This is a genomic window from Anaerosolibacter sp. (assembly GCF_029240175.1).
In the GTDB taxonomy this organism is placed as follows: domain Bacteria; phylum Bacillota; class Clostridia; order Peptostreptococcales; family Thermotaleaceae; genus Anaerosolibacter.
Genome location: NZ_JARBTM010000014.1, coordinates 57927 through 79935, shown reverse-complemented (window position 1 = coordinate 79935; position 22009 = coordinate 57927). Strand labels below are relative to the sequence as shown.

Below are 22009 nucleotides of genomic sequence, written 5' to 3'. Positions count from 1 at the left end.
TTGAATTACCGTCATCTTAAACTCATCACTGTACTTCCTAGCCATCGCCATCACCCCTATAATTTAGCATACATGATCGTCCTCATTTTGTATACTTTTGGGGGTCCAGACCAGTCCTTGCTTACTATATACAGCAAAACCTGGTAGCAGTTTATCAAATTTACAATTTTTACTTATTCGTCTTTTTTCGTAATGATTTTACATCTTTTTAATTCATTATATCATAAAAAGGGTGTTTGGAATATAATTCCAAACACCCTAATCACTCTATTCTACTGTTACGGACTTCGCTAAGTTCTTTGGCTTATCTACGTCGCAGCCTCTTGCTACGGCGATGTAGTATGCCATCAATTGCAATGGAACAACACTTAAGATCGGTGTTAATTCATCCATTGTATCTGGGATATATAGTACCACGTCTGCTGTCTTCTCGATCTCTTTGTTGCCTTCCTTCGCCACACCTACTACATAGGCACCCCTTGCTCTCACCTCTTGGATGTTAGATAACATCTTCTCATATAAATGATCCTGGGTAGCCAGTGCCACAACCAATGTACCATCTTCGATCAATGCGATGGTACCGTGCTTTAACTCTCCTGCAGCGATAGCAAAGGAGTTAATGTAGGAGATTTCCTTCAACTTCAATGATCCTTCATGGGCTACGTTTACGTCTGCGCCTCTTCCCATGTAGAATACACTCTCGTTGTTAAACTGGCCATCTGCCAAGTGTTGGATCGTATCCATATTATCTAATACTTTTTGTACCTTCTCAGGCATTTTCTTTAGTTCTTCGATGATTTCTTCATACTTCGCTCTGTCTAGGGTACCTTTTTCCATGGCCATATGAAGTGCTAACAAGTATAGCGCTACCAACTGTGTTGTATAAGCCTTTGTAGATGCTACTGCGATCTCAGGTCCTGCCCATGTATAGAATACATCATCGGACTCTCTCGCCACGGAGCTTCCTACCACGTTTACAACAGATAGTATTCTTGCACCTTTTCTCTTTGCTTCTCTTAATGCAGCCAAAGTATCTAACGTTTCTCCCGATTGAGTAACGGCGATAAATAGTGTGTTTTCATCGATAAATGGATCTCTATATCTAAATTCTGATGCCACATCCACTTCTACTGGAATCTTTGCAAATTTCTCAATGGCATATCTACCTACCAGACCTGAATGGTACGCTGTTCCGCAAGCCACGATATAGACCTTGTTGATCTTCTCTAAATCTTCCTTCGTCAGCTTGATACCATCTAAGTTGATGTTGTTATCTTTGTCTAATCTTCTTAATAAAGTTTCTGAGATACCCTTAGGCTGCTCATGGATTTCCTTGATCATGAAGTGCTCATAGCCTTCTTTCTCAGCTGCTTCTGCATCCCAAGTTACATGGAATATGTCTCTTTCCATTTTCTGACCTAACTCATTGAAGATGGTCACACCGTCTTTTGTAAGTAATACAACCTCATCATTTTCGATCAGATGCATTTTTCTTGTATACTTTAATAAAGCTGGTATGTCTGAAGCAATGAAGTTTTCTCCTTCTCCAAGACCTATGATCAACGGACTGTCTTTTCTTACTGCCACGATTTTATCTGGCTCTTCCTTGCACACTACGCCAAGGGCATAGGCACCTTCCATCTTTTCAATGGTCTTGTATACGGCCTGCAGTAAATCACCTTCATAAAAATGATCAACCAAGTGAGCGATTACCTCTGTATCCGTTTCTGATTTGAATACGATACCCTTTTCTTCGATCAACCATTCCTTGATCTTCATGTAGTTTTCGATGATTCCATTGTGGATCACGGCGATGTTTCCTGCCACGTTTGTATGGGGGTGGGCATTTCTATCGGATGGTTCTCCGTGAGTTGCCCATCTTGTATGGCCGATTCCAACCACACCACTGATTGTTTCTTCTTTAAGATGATCCGCTAAAACGCTCAATCTTCCTTTAAACTTTCTTACTTTGATTTCTCCATCCGTATGAACAGCGATACCCGCTGAGTCATATCCTCTATATTCAAGTCTTGATAAACCTTCAATCAATACAGATGTTGCTTCTCTATCTCCAATATATCCAACAATACCACACATAATTATAGTCTCCTCTCGGTTATTTATATTTTGATTTTTTTAGCGGAACGACGAGGGCGTCGTTCTCCACCTCGGAACAGGCATGCCTGTTCCCTACATGGAATAATAAGTTTCCGTTTAAAGGCGCAAATAAATACAGATGTGTGAATAGGAATTTTCCTTTTTTCCTATCACATACCTAGTTTTCCCAAATTGTTTAGATTTTAGGAATTACAAAAAGACCCACACTTTATGGGTTTTTCAGCCACCCGATCGTTGTTTGTGCCCATAATCACTTACGGGTTTTGTCCGATCTTTCTCGGTGGTGGCTATTCACCGCATGGCATCCGCCGAATCTTCGCTAAACCATGTCCTCGTCAACTTACATCCTGTTTTCCGGTCTGGATCTAAGTTCTGGCGCTTCAGTAATATTTAATTTTCCTGTCTATCTCTCTCGATAAGCCTCACCCCTTTCAACATTCTGACGATTAAGTATAATACGTATTCAAATTTTTGTCAACGGGCCACAATACGTCCCATATTTCCCCAGTTTTAGAAGGTTTTCATGAGCCCGGGTTCTCCGGACCCATGTGTTATATTACAATTTATGCAACAACCTATATAGAATTGCCTATTACTGTAATCTTTCCTCAATTAATTTTGCCAGTTCAAGGGCCAATTCCCTTAATTGGCTTTCATTTTTCCCCTCTAGCATTACTCTTACCAAAGGTTCTGTTCCAGAAGGACGAATCAATACGCGACCTTCGCCATCCATTAATTCTTCCAGCTTGGTAATTTCCTTTACGATCACTTCGTCTTCCATATATTTATTCTTTTTGCTGTTGCTTACTTTGGCATTGATCAACACTTGAGGATAATCGGTCATCACACCTGCCAGTTTGGATAATGACTGCTCTTTCTCTTTCATCACAGCCAATAATTGTAGTGCTGACAACAACCCGTCACCAGTGGTGTTGTGCTGTAAAAAAATGATATGACCAGATTGTTCTCCCCCGAGGACATATCCCTCTTCCTTCATCTTCTCCAGTACATATCGGTCTCCCACATTGGTTTTTTCTGCTTTACAGCCACATTTTTTCAACGCGATATCTAAACCAATATTACTCATGACCGTAGCTACGATTGTATTGTGAGGCAGCTGGCCCTTTTCTTTTAGACTACAGCCGCAAATTGTCAATATTTTATCGCCATCAACCAGCTGTCCTTTTTCATCCACAGCGATCAATCGGTCTGCATCACCATCAAAGGCTAACCCCACATCAGCGCCCCAATCTTGTACAAGCTTTTGAACATCTCCTGGATGGGTTGAACCACAGTCCAGGTTGATGTTTAAACCATCAGGCTTATGGTGAATGATTTTTATTTCCGCCCCTAAGGCAGATAGTACCGATGGCGCAGCCACATAAGCAGCCCCATTGGCACAGTCTACAGCCACTTTTAAACCTCTAAGGTCTACGTTGATCGTACTCTTTAAAAAGCTGGAGTATTGTTTGATGGCATCGTCTATCTCTACTTTTTTTCCTAGGTTTCCACCCGTAGGATGAAGATCGATAAAACCTCCATTGTGGATGATTGCTTCAATCTGCTCTTCTACTTCATCAGGTAATTTAAACCCGTCTTTATTAAAAAACTTGATTCCATTGTATTCCACAGGATTGTGGGATGCGGAAATCACAACGCCTGCATCGGCACCATAATGTCTTGTCAAATAAGCCACCGCCGGTGTCGGTACAACCCCCACACATAAAGCATCAGAACCTGTAGAAAGTATTCCTGCCACAAGGGCTGATTTCAGCATATCTCCGGATATTCTCGTGTCTCTTCCGATAACAATCTTTGCTTTTTTCTTACCGCCTGTTAAAATATAGGCTCCTGCCCTACCTAGCTGATATGCTAGTTCTGCTGTTAATTCTGTGTTGGCAATGCCCCGCACCCCATCCGTTCCAAACAATTTGCCCATGCGCCTAAATCCCCTCCCATTTTCTCTATCTTTTCTATCTATCTAGGTTATAATTTTCTATTTTTGCGGAACGACGAGGGCGTCGTTCCCTACAATATAAGTACGTAAATTCCTTTTATTTTAGGTGAATCTTATACATTTTATCATACTTTTCTATTCCATTCAAATCATTGGTTTTCTCTGTGTTTTTCATCAAGAAAAAAGTAAGACTTGAGTCCTATATTTATTTCTTCTTTTCTTCGCTGATTCCTTCTAGTACTTTTTACTTTTATACGCACTTTTTTCCAATAAAAAACAAAAACATACAAAACCACCGACATTTGTCGATGGTCCCATGGTTTATTCCTTTAAAAATGTCTTCGCCACGGCTTTGGCAGCTGTTCCTAATTCTACATTGTACCCCAAACGATAGAGGGTCATTTCCACTGCACCCATCACTGCATATACATCCAGTTGATGCACAGCGCCTAGGTGGCCGATTCGGAAAATCTTTCCTTGGAGCTGCTGTAAGCCTCCGCCGATTACAACGCCATAGTCCTTATTGAGCATACTGGCCAGTTCTTTGTACTGGATATCTTCTGGCATGCTGATGGAAGTTACCGTATCAGACGCATAGGCTTCCTCTGCAAACAAGGTAAGTCCCATGGCATGGACGGCATTTCTTACGGCTTTACCCATCAATTCATGTCTTTCCCACACTTTTTCGATGCCTTCTTCCGCCAAGATATCCAAAGCTTCCTTCAGTCCAAACAATAGGGTGGTAGCTGGCGTATAGGGGAATTGGCCACCTTTCATTTTTTCCCGCACTGCATTGTAGTCCCAATACCACTTTGGCATTTTAGACTGCTCTGCCTGCAGCCAAGCTCTGTCATTCAAAGACACAATGCCCAGCCCCGGCGGCAGCATCAAGCCTTTTTGAGATGCAGTAATCACCACATCGATTCCCCATTCATCCGTTTCAAGGGGAAGACATGCCAAGGAGCTGATGGCATCTACTACGAGCAATGCTGGATGTTCGCTTTTCTTCATCATTTTTGCAATGCCTTCTATGTCATTGGTAATGGCTGATGTGGTTTCATTCTGCGGTAAGCATACGGCCTTGATCTTTTTCTCTGTATCTTGGCTGAGCAAGGCTTCGATTTCATCAACGTTTGCTGCCTCACCCCATGCCTTATTGATCCGTAATACGTTGATGCCAAACTTTTCTCCAATAGCAGCCATCCGCTCACTGAATAACCCTTGGGAAACAGCCACCATGGTATCTCCAGGAGAAAGTAAATTGACGATGGCTGACTCCAACGTACCGCTTCCTGAGCTTGGGAAAATCAAAACATCATTTTGGGTACGGAATACCTTTTTTAGACCCGCGATACATTGTTCTACTAAAAGTTCGAACTCTGGTCCTCGGTGATTGATCAAAGGCTTCGAAAGGCTTCTTAAAATCCGATCGGGTACATTGGTTGGGCCTGGTATCTGTAAATATTGTCTTCTTTCCATGCTTACACCCCTTTATAAGTTTGAAATAATCTGTTCCACAACCCTAAGCGTTTCCTTGATATGCTGCTCTTCTATACCTAAGTGGGTTACCATACGGAAGGATGTATTTGAAATTCGTTTTGCTTTGATGCCAGCATCCATAAGCTTCGTTAAGAATCCATCGATAGTAATCGGCAGTCCTTCCACAGACCCAGTAACGATGTTGGTATGGATTCTTGTGGTATCTACCTTTAACCCGTCTATGGCAGATAAACCTTTTCCCAATACCTGGGCATTTTGGTGGTCTATTTCCATCTGAGGCATCATGGTTTTGAGGGCTACGATTCCCGGTGCAGCCAAGAATCCTGCTTGTCTAAATCCTCCGCCCAATCTTTGCTTGATCCAGCGTGCTTTTTTGATAAAATCCTTATTTCCAGCCAGCATGGCTCCAAAAGGTGATCCCAATCCCTTGGTAAGGGCAAACATCACCGTATCTACTTCCTGTACAATTTCCTTCACAGGTACCTTGGAGGCTACTTCGGCATTGAAGATTCTAGCCCCATCTAGGTGAACAGGTATATTGTGTTTTCTTCCTAAAGCACATACTGCGTTGATATTTTCCAGCGGCACCACAAATCCTGCATTTAGATTGTTTGTATTCTCAACACATATCAAAGATGTTTTCGCCCGTTGAATGCCTTCCTCTTGTATCAAGGCTTCCATTCTTTCAATATCATAGGTTCCCATGGGCACTTCTATAGGTCTTGTCTGTACTTGAGACAATGCTGCCAAAGCACCTACCTCTAGATTAAAGATATGGGAGGTATCTCCTACGATCACTTCTTCTCCACGATTGGTCAATGCCATCACTGCAATTTGATTCCCCAATGTTCCCGATGTTACAAAGAGGGCATCCTCTTTCCCCAAAATATCTGCCGATAGGGTTTCCAGTTCCCTGACCGTAGGGTCCTCTCCCATGATGTCATCCCCTACCACAGCACGAAACATGGCTTCTCTCATTTCCTGGGTCGGCTGGGTTACCGTATCAGAACGCAGATCAATATATTCCTTCATTGTATCACCCTTCCTTCAACATTTAGAAAATCTTATCCTATAGTATGTTCCTTTATCATATAAATGTTTCTTATGCCCCTGATCTAATAAAGCAAGAGCTGTGCCAATATGATATGAATATGGAATTTCAAGCTGTATTCAATCCTCGGAACGACAGGGGCGTCGTTCCCTACAGGGTTTCCAACGGTTTTATGTATGCCGCAAATAAAGCCTACAGCCTATTGCATCAAGATCAAAAGCACTATTTTTAGTTTCATATCGAAACATATATGATTTCACTTTGAAACATTGATACCATATTTCTTCAACTTTCTCCACAGGGTAGTCCGAGATGTTCCTAGCATCACTGCTGCTTTGGATATATTGCCTCCATGCTGAAGAAGGACTTGCTCTATTGTATTTTTCTCTACATTGGCGAGCTGCACCTCCTGCTTCACCTTTTGGGGTTTGTTCCCTCTACCCAAAAACCGCTCCTTAAGGTCGCTCTCTTGGATGGTAGTTTTCTGTTCCATCACCACCAGTCGTTCTGCGAAGTTTTTAAGCTCTCTCACGTTGCCTTTCCATGGATATTGACACAGCGTCTCTAGGGCATCTTTCTCCATACAAATTTTCTCCTTACCCATTCGCTCACTATATTGCTGAAGAAAATGCTCTAGCAAAAGGGGGATATCCTCTCGCCGTTCCCGCAATGATGGCAGTAGAAGCCTTAGCACATTTAGTCGGTAATACAAATCCTCTCGAAAATGACCTTCCTCCACCAGCTGTTCCAGATTTCTATTGGTCGCAGCAATTATCCTTACATCTATAGGAATAACACGATTGTCCCCAATCCGCATCACCTGTTTTTCTTGAATCACGCGAAGCAGCCGCCCCTGAAGCCGTGGATGGATCTCTGAAATCTCATCTAGAAAGATCGTGCCTCCATGGGCCAGCTCAAAAATTCCTTTCTTCCCTTTACGGTCTGCCCCTGTAAACGCTCCCGGTACATACCCGAACAGCTCGGACTCCAGTAAACTCTCAGGCAAGGCTGCACAGTTCACCGCTACGAAGGGATCATGGGCTCGCCTGCTGGCGTTATGGATACTCTGAGCCACAATCTCTTTCCCAGTACCCGTTTCACCCTCAATCAATACGGTGGAATGGGTCTTGGCATATTCCTTTGCGATTTGAATAGATTCTCTCATCACGTCACTGACACTTTGTATATTATCAAAGATATATCTGGCAAAATGACCTGTTTTTACAGATTCCCTTCGTATTTTTTCCTCCATCCGCTGAATTTTTCCCGTATCCTGGAAAATAGCGATGGCACCAATGGTCTCCTTCTCAACATGAATAGGAATCTTAGAGAAGATAAAGGGACTGCCATGAATGTTCTTGATGACTTCGGTTTCCTCAACCCCTCGATTTAAGGTATCTACCAAGTCTATCTGAGGAAACACCTCTTGAATGTTCTTTCCAATCAGTCTCGGATTCTTTTTCCTTAATAGGTTTTCTGCCGATGGATTAAGGACATTTATTCTCCCGTCCCTGTCAATAGATATGATTCCATCATATGCGTATTCTACCACTGTCCTGAACTTTTCACCTTTCTCTTTTTCCTCTCTCATGGCGGCTGCCAATCGTTTGGCCTCTAGGATCGACCGAAGAATCACATCTTTACCCGTATTGATTACTATTGTATTGACACCATATTTTGTCCCTAAATCACCAACAATACCGCCGCCGATGATGGTATCAAATCCTTCTGCAGCAAACATAGCTATTTTTTCTTCTACTTCTTTACTACTTTCTACTACACACTTTTCTATCTCATATTCCATCACTTCTTCATAGCCCTTTATGGCAGGCATCATATTCTGAAATGCGATTAACGCGATTTTCGAACCCTTTTTTTCTCCAGTCTTCATGGCTCGGAGTATATCCGTGGGGGTAATGGGTATTGTCACGATGGGTATTTCAATCCCCGATTTCTTTAAGAGTTCATCCGTTCCTCCTCTTGCGATCAATACTTCATAGGGACTATCTTCCAAATCATTTACCATCCTGACCCCCTCATCCATAGAGCCCTCAAGAAGAGTAATTTCTACTCCAGAATCATTCATGGCTTCTGTGGCAGTTTTCACCAAGTCCTTCGGTACAATCATTCCAATTTTGTTCATTTCCGTTCCTCCGATAATAGCAATATATATCTATTTTAAACTATTACAAACAAAAAGAAAGGCAGATTTTTCTGCCCTTCTTTTTATTATCATTATGCTTTTACCTTTGGAGTTTCCTTGCTGCTAAGCACCTTGAAGGCTTCAAATGCCAGAATAACAGACAGTACTAGAAGTAGAATTGGGAATACTACTAGGATGTAATTACCGGCTGCCAAGTTGGACTTAATAAGCAGCACAAGGGCACATACAGTTACCACAAACATGAACGTCATAGGCACAGTAAACATGCTGTAGTTCTTTCCAATATTTTTCAACCATACTGCTACTGCAATCAAGGCAAGGGCTGCTAAGAGTTGATTCGCTGAACCGAATATCGGCCATATTTTTGTATATCCACCTACAGCTAGCCATCCACCCAATACAACCGTAATCGTTGTGGACACATATCTATTGGTAAGTATAGTTTGTGTTTGCTTTGTTGGATCTTCAAAAAACTCTTGGAATATAAATCTTCCTAGTCTTGTAGCTGTGTCTAAGCTGGTCAACGCAAAAGCTGAAACAGCCAATGCAACAAAGGATTTACCTACAGTATATGGGATACCAAATTGAGCCATAAATACCCCGATACCATCGGAAAATACGTTTACTGGTCCGCCAGCAGCCAACAATTCTGCCAGTTTTTCTTTTGATAAATACGCTGCTGTGATGATAGCGATCACGGCTAGCACACACTCAATTAACATTCCACCATAACCTATTATCTTTGCATCAGCTTCATTGTCCATCTGCTTTGATGACGTACCAGAACCAACAAGAGAGTGGAAACCTGAAATAGCACCACAGGCTACCGTAACAAAAAGCATTGGAAATAGGAACTGCCCACCGATATTAAAGCCTGTAAAAGGTGCCAATTCAACCACTGGTCTGTAGACGACCAATCCAATTACTGCCCCTAAAATCATAGCATATAATAAGAATGAGTTCAGATAGTCTCTAGGTTGTAATAGAATCCAGACAGGTGTAACTGAAGCTACGAAAATATATGCCATCAAGATAACAATCCATGTATTTTTACCCAATGCTAATGGTAACATATTTCCTAACGCGATACATCCAAACAGAAGAGCTACGCCGATTATACTGCCTACTGTTAAAGATACGCCTCTTCTATATACTGCAAAGCCAAATACAACAGCCAGAATCATAAAGAGTACAGAAGCTGAAGCTGCCTCAGGCACACTGACAAAGGTATTTGCAACGATGTTTGTAAATGCAGCTACAACAAGAAGCAGTGTTAACCATGCAAATACTGCAAATAAGCGCTTTCCTTTTCTTCCCATGTTAACTTCAATGATTTCACCAATGGATTTTCCATCATGACGAACAGAAGCAAATAGGGAACTAAAATCCTGAACACCACCGAAGAAAATACCACCAATGATGATCCAAAGCATAACAGGAACCCAACCAAAGATTGCAGCTTGAATCGGTCCTACGATTGGCCCAGCACCTGCGATGGATGCAAAGTGATGTCCTAAAAGTACTGGTGCTTTTGCTGGCACATAGTCCACACCGTCATTCTTGGTATGGGCTGGAGTCTTTCTTGTAGGGTCTACCCCCCACTGTTTGGCTAGCCATGCACCATAAGTCACATAGGCTACACTAAAAATGATAATACTTCCAATTACTAACCATAATGAGTTCATTATAATCCCCCTTTTCATTTTTTATCTCTTATAATGTCTATAAATCCTATGATACCTTGTAAAACTGCTGTACCTCCTTTCCTTTCTTATTGGTAATCACCTCGCCTCTGGCAAGTACAACACTAATCAAGCGGATGTCCACCCAACCTTTAAAGCCAAAAGCAAAGGATTTATGAAATTTAAAAGCTTTTAATTGTTTTCTTATTTCTTCCCCAGGCTCTTCTTCAAAAATCATAATTCCACTAAGTACGCTGGACATATGTTCTCCGTGGGGTGTGATATAGTCATTCACCGCATTTTTCAAGAAATCCGTAAACTGTGTTAAGGATTCTTCAGAAATCATTTTGTATCTTTTGACAAAACAATATTCATTGTTTTCATAGGCATATACGGCAAGTTTCTTGCTCGCAATATATCTTTCATTTCGTATAAAGGATCTAGCAAAAATATCTACTTCCATATTTCTACACATGATATTTTTCTCTATATCAAAATATCTCTCAAGGCGGGTTTCTAAAAGATTTAAATATTCTTCTGCCCTCATCTGCATCCCCCTCTTTTCTTCGAAAGCGTTTTCATCGATTTTGATTAATTGAATTGTATTAATTTTCAGATATGTTAAAAAGCTTTTTTGTTTTATTGGTACAAATATGTGTATGAATGGCAAGAATTGGGACTCCATTTGTATGGGAAAAATATACTTCAACTTTCCCTTGGTTTAAGCTATGATAAATATAACGACATTATTCTGAACAAAACTTCAAATATTTTAAAGGAAAAGGTGATGCAATGATCGTACTAACACTGCTCCTATCCATGGGACTTACCCTGTTCCTCGTCAGCAGGAAAGTAAATATGGGTTTATCCCTAGCCATTGGTGCTGTTCTTTTGGCCCTTTTAAACGGTAAAAATTTTCAGTATCTCATTCAATTGATTCTTCGTACATTCGGTGAATATACCACCCTCACCCTAGCCCTCACCATTGCCCTTATCACCATTTTGGGGAATCTTATGGAAAAGTATATGCTATTGGACCGAATGATCGAGGTATTGGAGCGAATGCTTCGTAGTGCCAAGGCTACGATTCTCTTGGCCCCTGCCATCATCGGTACGCTGTTGGTCACTGGTGGTGCCCTCATGTCTTGTCCTGTTGTAGGTAGTCTCGGCAAGCGTCTAGAGCTTCCGGGAGACAAGATGGCTTCTATCAACTTAATTTTTCGCCATGCCTTGTATTTTGTTTTTCCTTTATCCACAACAATTTTATTGGCTACTCAGTTAGGCGGCTTTAGCGTATGGGACTTTATTAAACTTCAGCTTCCCATGGCCCTCGTCATGTACGTGGCAGGCTATTTTCTCTACTTAAAAGGCAGGCCTGACCCTCAGATTGAAGCCATGCCTTGGGGTGATTACTTCAAATCTATGATGCTATTTTTGTATTATGGTTCACCGATTCTCATCAGTCTTTTAGGTGTCGTAGCTTTTCAGCTGTCCTTCCATGTTTCTTTGGTGTTTGGCATCCTGATAAGCATCGGTATTCATCTGATAGATGAGAGAAAAGATCCAAAGTATCATGTGGAAGAAAGTCTATGGATGACCCTCTACAAAGGGATCAAGCCTTCTATGATCGTTGTCATCCTTGGTATCATGATCTTTAAAAATGTTGTAAATGATTTAGATGGTATCTATGTCTATTTGAACAGCTTATTGGAAAAAGGAATTCCGATGGAACTCATTATCTTCATCGCCTGCGCGGCCATTTCATTTCCATTGGGTTCAACCCAGCCGGGCATCGCAATTTTGTTCCCCATGATCCTGCCATTGGCTCCTGACTACCATACAAAACTCTTGTACGCTATGTTCGTCTACACCACATCCTTTATGTTCTACTACATCTCCCCCATCCATCTTTGCCAGGTACTCACCTTGGAATATTTCCAGGTAAAGCTGAAGGACTTGTATAGGAATTATATCTATATCTTACCTGCTACTTATGGGGCCATGATTCTTGTATACTTCTTAGCAAAATAAAATAATCCCTCGTCCCTAGAGAACAGTCTACCGTACTCTAGGGACGAGGGATTTTCTCGCGTTACCACCCTAATTCACAATCCACTCACATGAATTGTCTCTTTAAGTTAAAAGTATTCCTCTTAACTTTTGCCCTATAACGGTGGCATTTCTGTCCATGGACAGAATTCCGGCTGCGTCTACTCGTTTAACCTTTCGCCCCAGCAGTTCAGGAGTGAGTATTCGATACCCTTTTGACGCCAATTCTCAGCACCATTGGCTCTCTGTAGTCTCAAGTCTGGTATTTTTCTCTCCATCATTACTTTTCTATTTGAAGTTTTTGAAATATTAAAATTTATTTTACTATGCATATGAACCCTTGTCAATAGAATAAACAAACTTTTTTGAATATTTTAAAGTATATACAAGATACAATATTACGAATTAAGATTATTTTGTTTTGTGGTACTGCAAATCTGTAGGAAGGATGCAAAGCAACACCAGCGGTTGGACAGGGTTGTCCAACCCTACAAAGGTTAAGAGATAAATTCAAATTCACGGATCGATGGGTCATCGATCCCTACAGAATATCTTTTGGACCAGTAGGGGCGATTCACGAATCGCCCGCAGACCATAGATACCAACCCTTCTGTCATTATGTAGGGAAGGCCCCCTGTGGCCTTCCGTTTGTAGGACGGTTATACCGGTTGCAACATGGTGGAACGGCACGGGGGCGCGTTCCCTACGGTGTTATTATATTTGCTACAAATTTGCTAAAAGACAGGCAGGATGACCCTGCCCCTACGGACGTTGTAGTCATTTGTAGGGGCGGGGTTTTCCCGCCCTATTGTGTCGCATCCTTTATCTTATCTACATAAAAAATGACGCGTATTGCTACGCGTCACCTAGATTATCTATTAAATTATGCTCTAACGGCTGCTGCGCCTCTTTCAAGGGCATCTTTATTCATAGGAACCAAATGCTCCTTGGCTGGTCCGAAAACCTTCTTTAAAGCTGCAACAATGGAATCTACTTCTACTGTCTTCGTAAGCTCAAGGAATGCACCTAGCATAACCATGTTGGCTACCTTGGCATTACCTAACTCATTGGCGATCTCATTGGCAGGAACAAAGTATGCCTTAACATCATCACGAGAAGGTTTTTTATCGATAAGGGAACTGTTGATCAACAAGATCCCATCCTTCACAAGGTCTTTTTCGAACTTGATCATTGAAGGTAGATTCATTACGATGGCAGTGGTTGCATCCGTGATAATAGGAGAACCTACTGGCTTATCTGATACGACTACGCTGCAGTTTGCAGTACCACCACGCATTTCCGGTCCATAGGATGGAAGCCAGGATACATTCTTACCTTCGATCATACCTGCATAGGTAAGAAGCTGACCCATAGACATAACACCTTGACCACCAAATCCAGCACAAATTACTTGTTGTGTTGCCATATTACTTCGCCTCCTCTGGTGTACGGAAATTTCCTAACGGATAGTATGGAATCATATTTTCTTGTAACCAAGTTAAGGACTCCGTTGGCGTTAATCCCCAGTTTGTTGGACAAGTTGAAAGAATTTCCACAATTCCGAACCCTTTGCCTTCTAACTGTATTTCAAATGCCTTTTTAATGGCTTTTTTCGTTTTTCTGATGTTTGCAGGTGTATCTACAGAAACTCTCTCTACGAAAACAGCACCTGTGATTGTAGCCATCATCTCAGATACCCTTAATGGCATCCCTGAATGGGCAGCATCTCTACCATATGGAGATGTTGTGGCTTTTTGTCCGATCAATGTAGTTGGCGCCATTTGTCCCCCAGTCATCCCATAGATGGCATTGTTTACGAAGATCGTTGTAATCTTCTCTGCTCTGTGGGCCACATGGATAATTTCAGCTGTACCGATGGAAGCCAAGTCACCATCTCCCTGATAAGTGAATACCACTTTATCTGGATGTACTCTCTTGATGCCTGTAGCAACGGCTGGCGCACGACCATGGGCAGCTTCGTGCATATCACAGTTGAAATAATCATAAGCAAGTACGGAACATCCTACTGGTGCTACCCCGATGGTATCTCCCAATACTCCTAGTTCTTCTAATACTTCTCCAACCAATCTATGGATTACACCGTGGGTACATCCAGGACAATAGTGGAATGGTTTTTCAGTCAAGCCGTTTGTTCTTTGAAATACTACTGCCATTATCTTGCACCCCCTAAGATTTCTTTTACTTTGTTTGCAATCGCATCTGGTGTAGGAATCATACCGCCGCTTCTTCCGTAGAAGTGAACTGGCCATCTGCCGCTGCTAGCAATTTTTACGTCATCGATCATTTGACCCATGCTCATTTCAACAGACAACAATGCTTTTGTCGTCGCTGGGATTTCTTCAAATGCCTTATGAGGGAAAGGCCATAATGTAATTGGTCGAATCAAACCAACATTGATTCCCTCTTCTTTTAATGCAGCGATAGCATTCTTTACAATTCTAGCCGTTGTACCATAGGATACCATGACTACTTCTGCATCTTCCATATTGTACATTTCGTATCTTACTTCGTTTTCTTCCATCTCTTTATATTTTGCCTGAAGCTTAATATTGTGTTTTTCCAACTCTGCTGGATCTAAGGCTAGGGAGTTAATGATATTTGGTTTTCTTGCACCCTTTGTTCCCACAGTTGCCCAATCCTTCTCAGGAAGTTCTCTCTTTACAGGTTCATTGAACTCGATTGGTTCCATCATCTGACCTATCATACCATCTCCAATAACCATAACAGGGTTTCTGTAGTAATCCGCTAGGTCAAAAGCTTCCATGGTGCAGTCAACCGCTTCCTGCAAGCTGGCTGGCGCAAATACAAGCAGTCTATAGTCTCCGTTACCGCCGCCTCTTGTAGATTGGAAATAGTCGGACTGAGCTGGTTGGATACCACCAAGTCCTGGACCCCCTCTAGAAATATTTACGATTACGCAAGGAAGTTCTGCCCCAGCAATATAGGAGATTCCTTCTTGCTTTAAGGCAATCCCTGGAGATGATGAAGATGTCATTACCCTTGCACCAGCACCAGCAGCGCCATATACCATATTAATAGCAGAAACTTCACTTTCTGCCTGTACGAAACATCCTCCCACTTTGTGCAGCTCTCTTGACATAAATTCTGGCAACTCATTTTGTGGTGTGATTGGATAACCGAAGAAATACTTACATCCTGCTTTGATCGCAGCTGCGCCGATTGCTTCATTACCTTTCATTAATATCTTAGCCATATCGTTTCCCCTCCCTATTTGTCCATTTCTCTTTCTACAGTAATAACCACGTCTGGACAGATTGTTGCACAGTTTGCACATCCAATACATTTGTCCATTTCTTTTACCGTCGCAGGATGATATCCTTTGATGTTTATTCTTGTTCTATCCATTTCAATAATGTTTACAGGGCAAACTGTTGTACACAATTCACAGCCTTTACATAAATCTTCTTTAAATGCTACTTTACCTCTTGCTTTTGCCATAGTGTTCAACCCTCCTTATGAATTTGTTGAGCTATTCTTCCAACCTTCTACGATAATCCCCCCCAGATTTTGGGGCAGTCACCTGCTATAAGAATTCATTTCACCTACATCCAATCTTCACGCATAAACATTTTGATTGGGAAGATCTCTCCCTCAATCTCAGACGGAAGGTGTCGGGCAACCTCTTCCAGTGTACTCACATATCGAATTGGTATGTTTAGTTGTTCTGAAACCTTTTTCACAAGTTCCTGTCCCTTCAACACCTCTTCTACAGTTGTTTCTCTCAGCAAATGGGTGTTATTGATCAACCCGGTAACAGGGGCTCTTGCTACGCCTTCAATGGATCTTAAATGTTGTATTGCACCCTCCACATCCTGAGTTTCTGGCCGATTGGCATTTAAAACGCAGAACATGTCGTAATTGCCTGACTTAAAATAACTATGGTATCTTCCTAGTGCCCTCGCACCCATGGAATCTCCGCCTACATCCAATACCACCTGGTAGGATTCATCCTGCAGGGGCCCTAAAACGGAGGATGCGATGGCAGGTAAATCTGATCCCGCAGATCTATCAATGGCACTGCCGATAAAATGAATCCCATGTTTTTCTAACATACCCTGTCTTTCTCTACTGCGGAAGTAGGGATTCACAATATCTAAATCAGCCATGGCCACTTTTTTTCCCAGCTGAGCCAGCTTCACTGCATAGTTTACAGCAAATTCAGTTTTTCCGCTGCCATAATGGCCTATGATGATTCGAATTCGTTTATCGTCTAGCATCTATATCACCTTTCAAGAATAGGATGAGGATGAGGTTAAGAAGATACTCGTAGGGGCGATTCACGAATCGCCCGGCATCTGTGGTCCAAGGGCGATTCGTGAATCGCCCCTACAACCTTAACCTTATTCGTAAATCTTTGCTTCTTCTTCGCCTCTTAGCACTCTTAGTCCGCCTTCTGCCAAAGCGATCATTTCGTCTTCCCCTGGGTATACAATCACTTGGGAGATGAATTCTACCCTGTCCTTGATCCATTTTACAAAATCTTTATCATATGCAATACCGCCTGTGATCACAATAGCATCTACTTTACCCTTTAATACTGCAGCACAGCTTCCAATTTCCTTTGCCACCTGGTACGCCATGGCTTGATATATCAATTCGGCTTCCTTGTTTCCTTCTTCGATCATTTTTCCAACTTCTCTTGCATCATTGGTTCCCAAATAAGCAACCAATCCACCGTTTCCTTTGATCTTCTTCTTGATATCATCCAATGTGTATTTCCCGGAGAAGCACATTTTTGCTAAATCCCCCACTGGAAGTCCTCCAGTTCTCTCTGGTGAGAACGGTCCCTCGCCATCCAATGCATTGTTTACATCTACTACACTGCCGGTCTGATGGGCGCCAACGGAGATACCGCCGCCTAAGTGGGCTACAATTACATTTACTTCATTGTAGTTCTTGCCCATTTCCTTGGCCGCTCTTCTTGCCACAGCTTTTTGATTTAGGGCATGGAAAATACTTTTTCTTACGAGCTCAGGCATTCCTGAGATTCTAGCTACATCATCCATCTCATCTACAACCACAGGGTCTACGATGAATGCTGGTATATTTAATTGCTTTGCAATTTCGTTGGCAATAATACCGCCTAAGTTAGAAGCATGCTCTCCAAGGACGCCAACCTTTAAATCTTCAAGCATATTTTCTGTCACTTTATACGTTCCACCTTGGATTGGCTTCAATAGTCCGCCCCTACCTACAACTGCGCTTAGTTTGGTTAAGTTGATACCATTTTCGTTCAGTGTTTCAAGGATTACATTCTTTCTGAACTCATATTGGTCAAATATTTTATCAAACTTGTTAATTTCTTCTGCAGGATGCCGCAAAGTGGTTTCCAATACTGGCTTTTCGTTATCGAAAATCGCAATCTTCGTAGATGTTGATCCTGGATTGATGGTAAGAATTCTATATACTTCTGACATTTGGTTATTCCTCGCTTTCTTATTTTCCAGCCTTGGCTGCCATGAGTACAGCTAGTGCGATTGAGTTTAGTTTTGCGATGTCGCTGTCTGCTCTGGACGTCAGCACGATAGGTGCTTTTGCGCCAACGATGACACCGGCATTCTTTGTATTCGAGAAGAATACCATGGACTTGTACAGTACGTTGCCTGCTTCGATGTTTGGCACCAACAAAATGTCTGCCTTTCCAGCTACAGGGTGATTAATTCCCTTATGGGCAGCAGCCTCTTCAGAAACTGCATTATCTAATCCGAAAGGTCCCCCCACAATACATCCTGTGATTTCACCATTCTTATTCATTTCTTCCAATTGTCCTGCATCTACCGTAGCAGGCATCTTTGGATCTACTTTTTCTTTCGCACAAACAACAGCTACCTTTGGCTCATCGATATCTAGCGCATGGGCAACCTGTGCCGCATTCTCAATGATTTGCTTTTTCGCTTTTAAATCCGGCGTAATATTCATGGCTGCATCTGTCACAAGGATCAATCTGTCATAGCCAGGCACATCAAAGACAGCAGTATGACTAAGTACATTTCCTGTTCTCAAACCGATTTCAGGATCTAAAACCGCCTTCAATATCACCGATGTATCTACTAATCCCTTCATCACCATGTGGGCTCTGCCCGTAGAAACCAATTCCACAGCTTTTCTAGAAGCCTCGTTGACATCCTTTATATCGATGATTTCGTATTGATCAATCTTGATGAAATTCTTTTCTGCAATTTCTTCAATTTGTTCTTGATCTCCTACCAAAATGGCATCGGCTATGCCCCTAGTCTTTGCTTCATTTACTGCCAACAGCACCTCTAAATCCTGGGCCACAGCTACTGCTAAGGTCTTTGGTCCTCTTTCCTTGGCATATTTTAATATATCATCAAAATGTCTAATCACTTATTTCACCTCTTGCTCATAAATTTTGGCTTGATCTTGACCGCTAAATACTCGATTCACACCTTCATTCAACGCAATCATTTCATCTTCTCCCGGCTGAATGATCACGGGTGCAATAAAGGATACTCTCTCAGTGATGTAGGTCGTCAACATTTTAGAATAGGCGATTCCTCCCGTCAACACAACGGCATCCACCTTTCCTTCTATCACTGTGGCCATGGCGCCAATTTCCTTGGCAATCTGATACCCCATGGCATCATAGATCAACTTTGCTTTTTCATCTCCATCGGCAATCATCTTCTCTACTTCTCTGGCGTCGTTGGTACCTAAGTAGGCCACAAGACCGCCTTTTCCGCTGATTTTTTTCTTCATTTCAGCCAATGTATACTTTCCTGTAAAGCATAGCTTTGCCAAATCTCCAATAGGAAGACTTCCCGTTCTTTCTGGTGAAAATGGTCCCATTTCATTGGCATTGTTGGCATCAACCATTTTGCCTTTTCTTAAAGGTACGATAGAAATGCCTCCGCCCAAGTGGGCCATAACCATATTTAAGTCATTTACATCTTTGTTCATTTCTTTTGCAACCCTATAGGCCACAGCCTTTATATTTAAAGCGTGCACCAGTGAACGTCTTTTGATTTCAGGCATTCCAGAAACCCTTGCCACATCATCAAATTCGTCTACAGCCACTGGATCTACGATATAGGCTTCAATTCCTTCTAAATATGCGATGCTCTTAGCGATGATACCACCCAAATTCGATGCATGTTCTCCCTGAACGCCGATTTTCAAATCTTCAATCAAGGCATCGGTTACTACATAGGTTCCGCTTGGCATTGGTTTTAAAAGACCGCCTCTGCCTACCACAGCCTTTAATTGTGACGTTTCATAGCCCTCATCTTTCATCCACTCCAGAATAATGTTTCTGCGATATTCATATTGGTCTGTTATTTTCTCAAACTTCTCCAACTCTTCAGGAAAATGGCTCAAATTCTTCTGGATAACGTTTTCTTCCCCTTTGAAGATGGCAACTTTTGTGGATGTTGAACCTGGATTAATCACTAAAACATACTCTCTTAACATTTGTCTGATCACCCCGCATTAGATTTACCAATTCCCTATTATGCAACTTGTATGCCAAATTCCTTCAATAGGGGTTTGATATTTTTCGATCATTTTTATCTATTGATTTTAACCATTTTCGTCCTCATCCAACAAAAATTTTGCCCTTTTTTGCAAGATTCTATTTTATTTTATAAAAGTATTTTTGCAAAATTTTGCACGCAAAAAATTGCACACCAGTTCAAGTGTGCAATTTTTTGCAATAATATTTATTGGTTATTCCTCAATATCATATTTTTTCAACTTATAATATAGATTACGGATGGATAAGCCAAGCTGCGCGGCTGTTTTATTTTTATTGGTGTCGTTCTGTCTCAATACTTCTCGGATATGATTTTCCTCTGCCTCGTCAAGAACCTCCTGCAGTTTTCTATGGTCGTAGGTACTTTCTTTTGTAACTGCCTCAGGTTTCGGCTGATTCTTATACATTCTAATCTCAAAGCTTGGTAAATGCTTTGATCTAATCATTACTTCATTAAACTTCATATTGATCATGGCACGGCCGATGAAGTTTTCCAACTCCCGTATATTTCCAGGCCAATCATAGTTCTTCAAGATTTCCAATGCTTTGGGTGAAATATCCTGTACAAATCTTCCGTACTCTTGATTGTATTTCTTGATCAGCCGCCCTACCAATAGACCAATATCCTGTTTACGGAACCTCAGTGGCGGGATCAAAATGGGAATCACATTTAATCTGTAGTATAAATCTTCTCGAAATTTACCTTCTCTCACAGCCTTCTCTAGATCCAAATTGGTTGCTGCAATCACCCTGACATCAATGGCTACAGCCTTGCTTCCACCGACCCTCACCAATTCTTTTTCCTGAAGTACTCTCAACAGCTTGGCTTGGGTATTTAAACTGATTTCGCCGATTTCATCCAGAAAGATGGTTCCACCGTTTGCCTGTTCAAAGAGACCTAGTTTTCCACCCTTTCTTGCACCCGTAAAGGCCCCTTCCTCATAACCGAACAGTTCGCTTTCCAAAAGGCTCTCACTGATGGCAGCACAGTTCACCCTAACGAACTGCCCATATTTTCGATTGCTGGCACTGTGAATGGCATGGGCAAACAATTCTTTTCCTGTGCCGCTCTCTCCCCTTAGAATAACAGTGGCTGGCGTGACAGCAGCTTTTCTCGCTTTTTCGATGGCTGATTTGATTTGTCCGTCTTCCCCCAATATATCCTCAAAGGTATATTTGGATTCTAGATTTCGTATGATCTGCTTCGCTTGATTTAATTCATTGGTTAGTCTTTTTATCTCTGTAATATCATGGAGCACGGCTACGCTCCCTCGCAGCTCTCCGTCAACAATCATTGGTGCTGCATCGGCTACCACTTCTTTTCGCCAAGGCCCTACCTTCAAGCGGGCGTTTTTGATGGGTTCTCTGGTCTTAATTACCTGAAGGTGGATGCTCTCCCCTTCTGCAATATCTACAGTGCATAGCTGTCCTAGTATATCCTTTTCTGGAAGTCCTGTCAGCTTTGTATAGGCAGGATTGATCATTACGCCTATCCCCTGGTCGTCCACCACGGAAATGGCATCCTGGGTAGAGTGGAAAATGGCCTGGAGCATACTTTGCATCTCTTTCAGATTTGTGATTTGCTCTGCCAACTCTAAAACCTCTGTAATATCTCTGAAAACTGCCACAGCCCCAATAATATTTCCGTTGTCATCCCTTACAGGCATTCGGTTGGTGATGATCGTAATATCCCCCAAAGCCTGCTTTTGATTTAGCTCTGATTCTCCTGTTTCCAATATATAGGGCAGTCGTGTATTGGCTACTACATCGATGATAGGCTTGCCTAGAACCTTTTCTCCCTCTAGCTTGGTCAATCGCTTTGCCGCACGATTAAATAGGGTAATGATTCCACTTTTATCAACGGCGATCATGGCATCATGGGTTGAGTCCAATATGACTTCTAATTCTCTTTCCATTGGTTCTCCTCTCTAAAAAAGCCTGGATGATCATCCAG

General features: G+C 42.0%; 17 protein-coding genes and 1 other annotated feature. Of the genes, 1 reads left to right on the top strand and 16 read right to left on the bottom strand.

All coding sequences use genetic code 11. The annotated features are described in order from the left end of the window. Positions 1–267: 267 nt before the first annotated feature. From glmS to K0R93_RS11455, 7 genes are all read right to left on the bottom strand, one after another. Positions 268–2097, bottom strand: a complete 1830-nt coding sequence (gene glmS / locus K0R93_RS11485) for a glutamine--fructose-6-phosphate transaminase (isomerizing) (protein WP_300301357.1) — start codon at positions 2095–2097, stop codon at positions 268–270. A gap of 613 nt (positions 2098–2710) precedes the next feature. Next, a complete protein-coding gene (gene glmM / locus K0R93_RS11480; RefSeq protein ID WP_300301355.1) occupies positions 2711–4057 on the bottom strand; it encodes a phosphoglucosamine mutase in 1347 nt (448 codons plus the stop codon). Positions 4058–4396: 339 nt separating this feature from the next. After that, positions 4397–5554 (bottom strand): pyridoxal-phosphate-dependent aminotransferase family protein, encoded by a 1158-nt coding sequence (locus K0R93_RS11475; RefSeq protein ID WP_300301353.1) that lies wholly within the window; start codon positions 5552–5554, stop codon positions 4397–4399. Between the two features lie 12 nt (positions 5555–5566). After that, complete coding sequence (locus K0R93_RS11470; RefSeq protein ID WP_300301351.1) at positions 5567–6607, bottom strand: threonine aldolase family protein; 1041 nt, start codon at positions 6605–6607, stop codon at positions 5567–5569. 275 nt (positions 6608–6882) lie between these two features. After that, positions 6883–8769 carry a sigma-54-dependent Fis family transcriptional regulator gene (locus K0R93_RS11465; RefSeq protein ID WP_300301349.1) on the bottom strand — a complete coding sequence of 629 codons (1887 nt, stop codon included), beginning with the start codon at positions 8767–8769 and terminating at the stop codon, positions 6883–6885. Between the two features lie 92 nt (positions 8770–8861). Next, the gene (locus tag K0R93_RS11460) at positions 8862–10475 is read right to left on the bottom strand and encodes a carbon starvation CstA family protein (RefSeq protein ID WP_300301347.1); all 1614 of its coding nucleotides are present in this window, start codon (positions 10473–10475) and stop codon (positions 8862–8864) included. Between the two features lie 46 nt (positions 10476–10521). Continuing rightward, positions 10522–11019, bottom strand: coding sequence for a hypothetical protein (locus K0R93_RS11455; RefSeq protein WP_300301345.1), 498 nt, complete (start codon positions 11017–11019; stop codon positions 10522–10524). Positions 11020–11264: 245 nt separating this feature from the next. Between K0R93_RS11455 and K0R93_RS11450 the strand changes: the two genes are divergently transcribed. Continuing rightward, positions 11265–12503: a DUF401 family protein gene (locus tag K0R93_RS11450; protein ID WP_300301343.1), complete on the top strand. Its 1239-nt coding sequence runs from the start codon at positions 11265–11267 to the stop codon at positions 12501–12503. Between the two features lie 36 nt (positions 12504–12539). Next, positions 12540–12811: a binding site (T-box leader), on the bottom strand. A 593-nt stretch (positions 12812–13404) separates the two neighbouring features. Here the strand turns inward: K0R93_RS11450 and K0R93_RS11445 are convergent. From K0R93_RS11445 to K0R93_RS11405, 9 genes are all read right to left on the bottom strand, one after another. After that, the gene (locus K0R93_RS11445; RefSeq protein ID WP_300301341.1) at positions 13405–13947 is read right to left on the bottom strand and encodes a 2-oxoacid:acceptor oxidoreductase family protein; all 543 of its coding nucleotides are present in this window, start codon (positions 13945–13947) and stop codon (positions 13405–13407) included. Position 13948: 1 nt separating this feature from the next. Continuing rightward, on the bottom strand, positions 13949–14695 hold the full coding sequence (locus K0R93_RS11440) for a thiamine pyrophosphate-dependent enzyme (RefSeq protein WP_300301339.1): 747 nt from the start codon (positions 14693–14695) through the stop codon (positions 13949–13951). Further along, positions 14695–15756 carry a 3-methyl-2-oxobutanoate dehydrogenase subunit VorB gene (locus K0R93_RS11435; RefSeq protein ID WP_300301337.1) on the bottom strand — a complete coding sequence of 354 codons (1062 nt, stop codon included), beginning with the start codon at positions 15754–15756 and terminating at the stop codon, positions 14695–14697. The genes K0R93_RS11440 and K0R93_RS11435 overlap by 1 nt, the downstream gene beginning before the upstream one ends. Before the next feature lie 14 nt (positions 15757–15770). After that, positions 15771–16001 carry a 4Fe-4S dicluster domain-containing protein gene (locus tag K0R93_RS11430; RefSeq protein ID WP_300301335.1) on the bottom strand — a complete coding sequence of 77 codons (231 nt, stop codon included), beginning with the start codon at positions 15999–16001 and terminating at the stop codon, positions 15771–15773. Positions 16002–16105: 104 nt separating this feature from the next. Then, positions 16106–16780 carry a nucleotide-binding protein gene (locus K0R93_RS11425; RefSeq protein ID WP_300301333.1) on the bottom strand — a complete coding sequence of 225 codons (675 nt, stop codon included), beginning with the start codon at positions 16778–16780 and terminating at the stop codon, positions 16106–16108. 123 nt (positions 16781–16903) lie between these two features. Continuing rightward, positions 16904–17980 carry a butyrate kinase gene (gene buk, locus K0R93_RS11420; protein ID WP_300301331.1) on the bottom strand — a complete coding sequence of 359 codons (1077 nt, stop codon included), beginning with the start codon at positions 17978–17980 and terminating at the stop codon, positions 16904–16906. 19 nt (positions 17981–17999) lie between these two features. Next, the gene (ptb, locus tag K0R93_RS11415; RefSeq protein WP_334305786.1) at positions 18000–18908 is read right to left on the bottom strand and encodes a phosphate butyryltransferase; all 909 of its coding nucleotides are present in this window, start codon (positions 18906–18908) and stop codon (positions 18000–18002) included. A gap of 3 nt (positions 18909–18911) precedes the next feature. Then, positions 18912–19994, bottom strand: coding sequence for a butyrate kinase (gene buk / locus K0R93_RS11410; RefSeq protein WP_300301326.1), 1083 nt, complete (start codon positions 19992–19994; stop codon positions 18912–18914). 255 nt (positions 19995–20249) lie between these two features. Beyond that, the gene (locus K0R93_RS11405; RefSeq protein WP_300301324.1) at positions 20250–21971 is read right to left on the bottom strand and encodes a sigma-54 interaction domain-containing protein; all 1722 of its coding nucleotides are present in this window, start codon (positions 21969–21971) and stop codon (positions 20250–20252) included. Positions 21972–22009 lie beyond the last annotated feature (38 nt).

Coding starts and splice junctions, on each gene's coding strand:
- glmS (WP_300301357.1), bottom strand. CDS start 2,097: ATGTGTGGTATTGTTGGATATATTGGAGATAGAGAAGCAACATCTGTA.
- glmM (WP_300301355.1), bottom strand. CDS start 4,057: ATGGGCAAATTGTTTGGAACGGATGGGGTGCGGGGCATTGCCAACACA.
- K0R93_RS11475 (WP_300301353.1), bottom strand. CDS start 5,554: ATGGAAAGAAGACAATATTTACAGATACCAGGCCCAACCAATGTACCC.
- K0R93_RS11470 (WP_300301351.1), bottom strand. CDS start 6,607: ATGAAGGAATATATTGATCTGCGTTCTGATACGGTAACCCAGCCGACC.
- K0R93_RS11465 (WP_300301349.1), bottom strand. CDS start 8,769: ATGAACAAAATTGGAATGATTGTACCGAAGGACTTGGTGAAAACTGCC.
- K0R93_RS11460 (WP_300301347.1), bottom strand. CDS start 10,475: ATGAACTCATTATGGTTAGTAATTGGAAGTATTATCATTTTTAGTGTA.
- K0R93_RS11455 (WP_300301345.1), bottom strand. CDS start 11,019: ATGAGGGCAGAAGAATATTTAAATCTTTTAGAAACCCGCCTTGAGAGA.
- K0R93_RS11450 (WP_300301343.1), top strand. CDS start 11,265: ATGATCGTACTAACACTGCTCCTATCCATGGGACTTACCCTGTTCCTC.
- K0R93_RS11445 (WP_300301341.1), bottom strand. CDS start 13,947: ATGGCAACACAACAAGTAATTTGTGCTGGATTTGGTGGTCAAGGTGTT.
- K0R93_RS11440 (WP_300301339.1), bottom strand. CDS start 14,695: ATGGCAGTAGTATTTCAAAGAACAAACGGCTTGACTGAAAAACCATTC.
- K0R93_RS11435 (WP_300301337.1), bottom strand. CDS start 15,756: ATGGCTAAGATATTAATGAAAGGTAATGAAGCAATCGGCGCAGCTGCG.
- K0R93_RS11430 (WP_300301335.1), bottom strand. CDS start 16,001: ATGGCAAAAGCAAGAGGTAAAGTAGCATTTAAAGAAGATTTATGTAAA.
- K0R93_RS11425 (WP_300301333.1), bottom strand. CDS start 16,780: ATGCTAGACGATAAACGAATTCGAATCATCATAGGCCATTATGGCAGC.
- buk (WP_300301331.1), bottom strand. CDS start 17,980: ATGTCAGAAGTATATAGAATTCTTACCATCAATCCAGGATCAACATCT.
- buk (WP_300301326.1), bottom strand. CDS start 19,994: ATGTTAAGAGAGTATGTTTTAGTGATTAATCCAGGTTCAACATCCACA.
- K0R93_RS11405 (WP_300301324.1), bottom strand. CDS start 21,971: ATGGAAAGAGAATTAGAAGTCATATTGGACTCAACCCATGATGCCATG.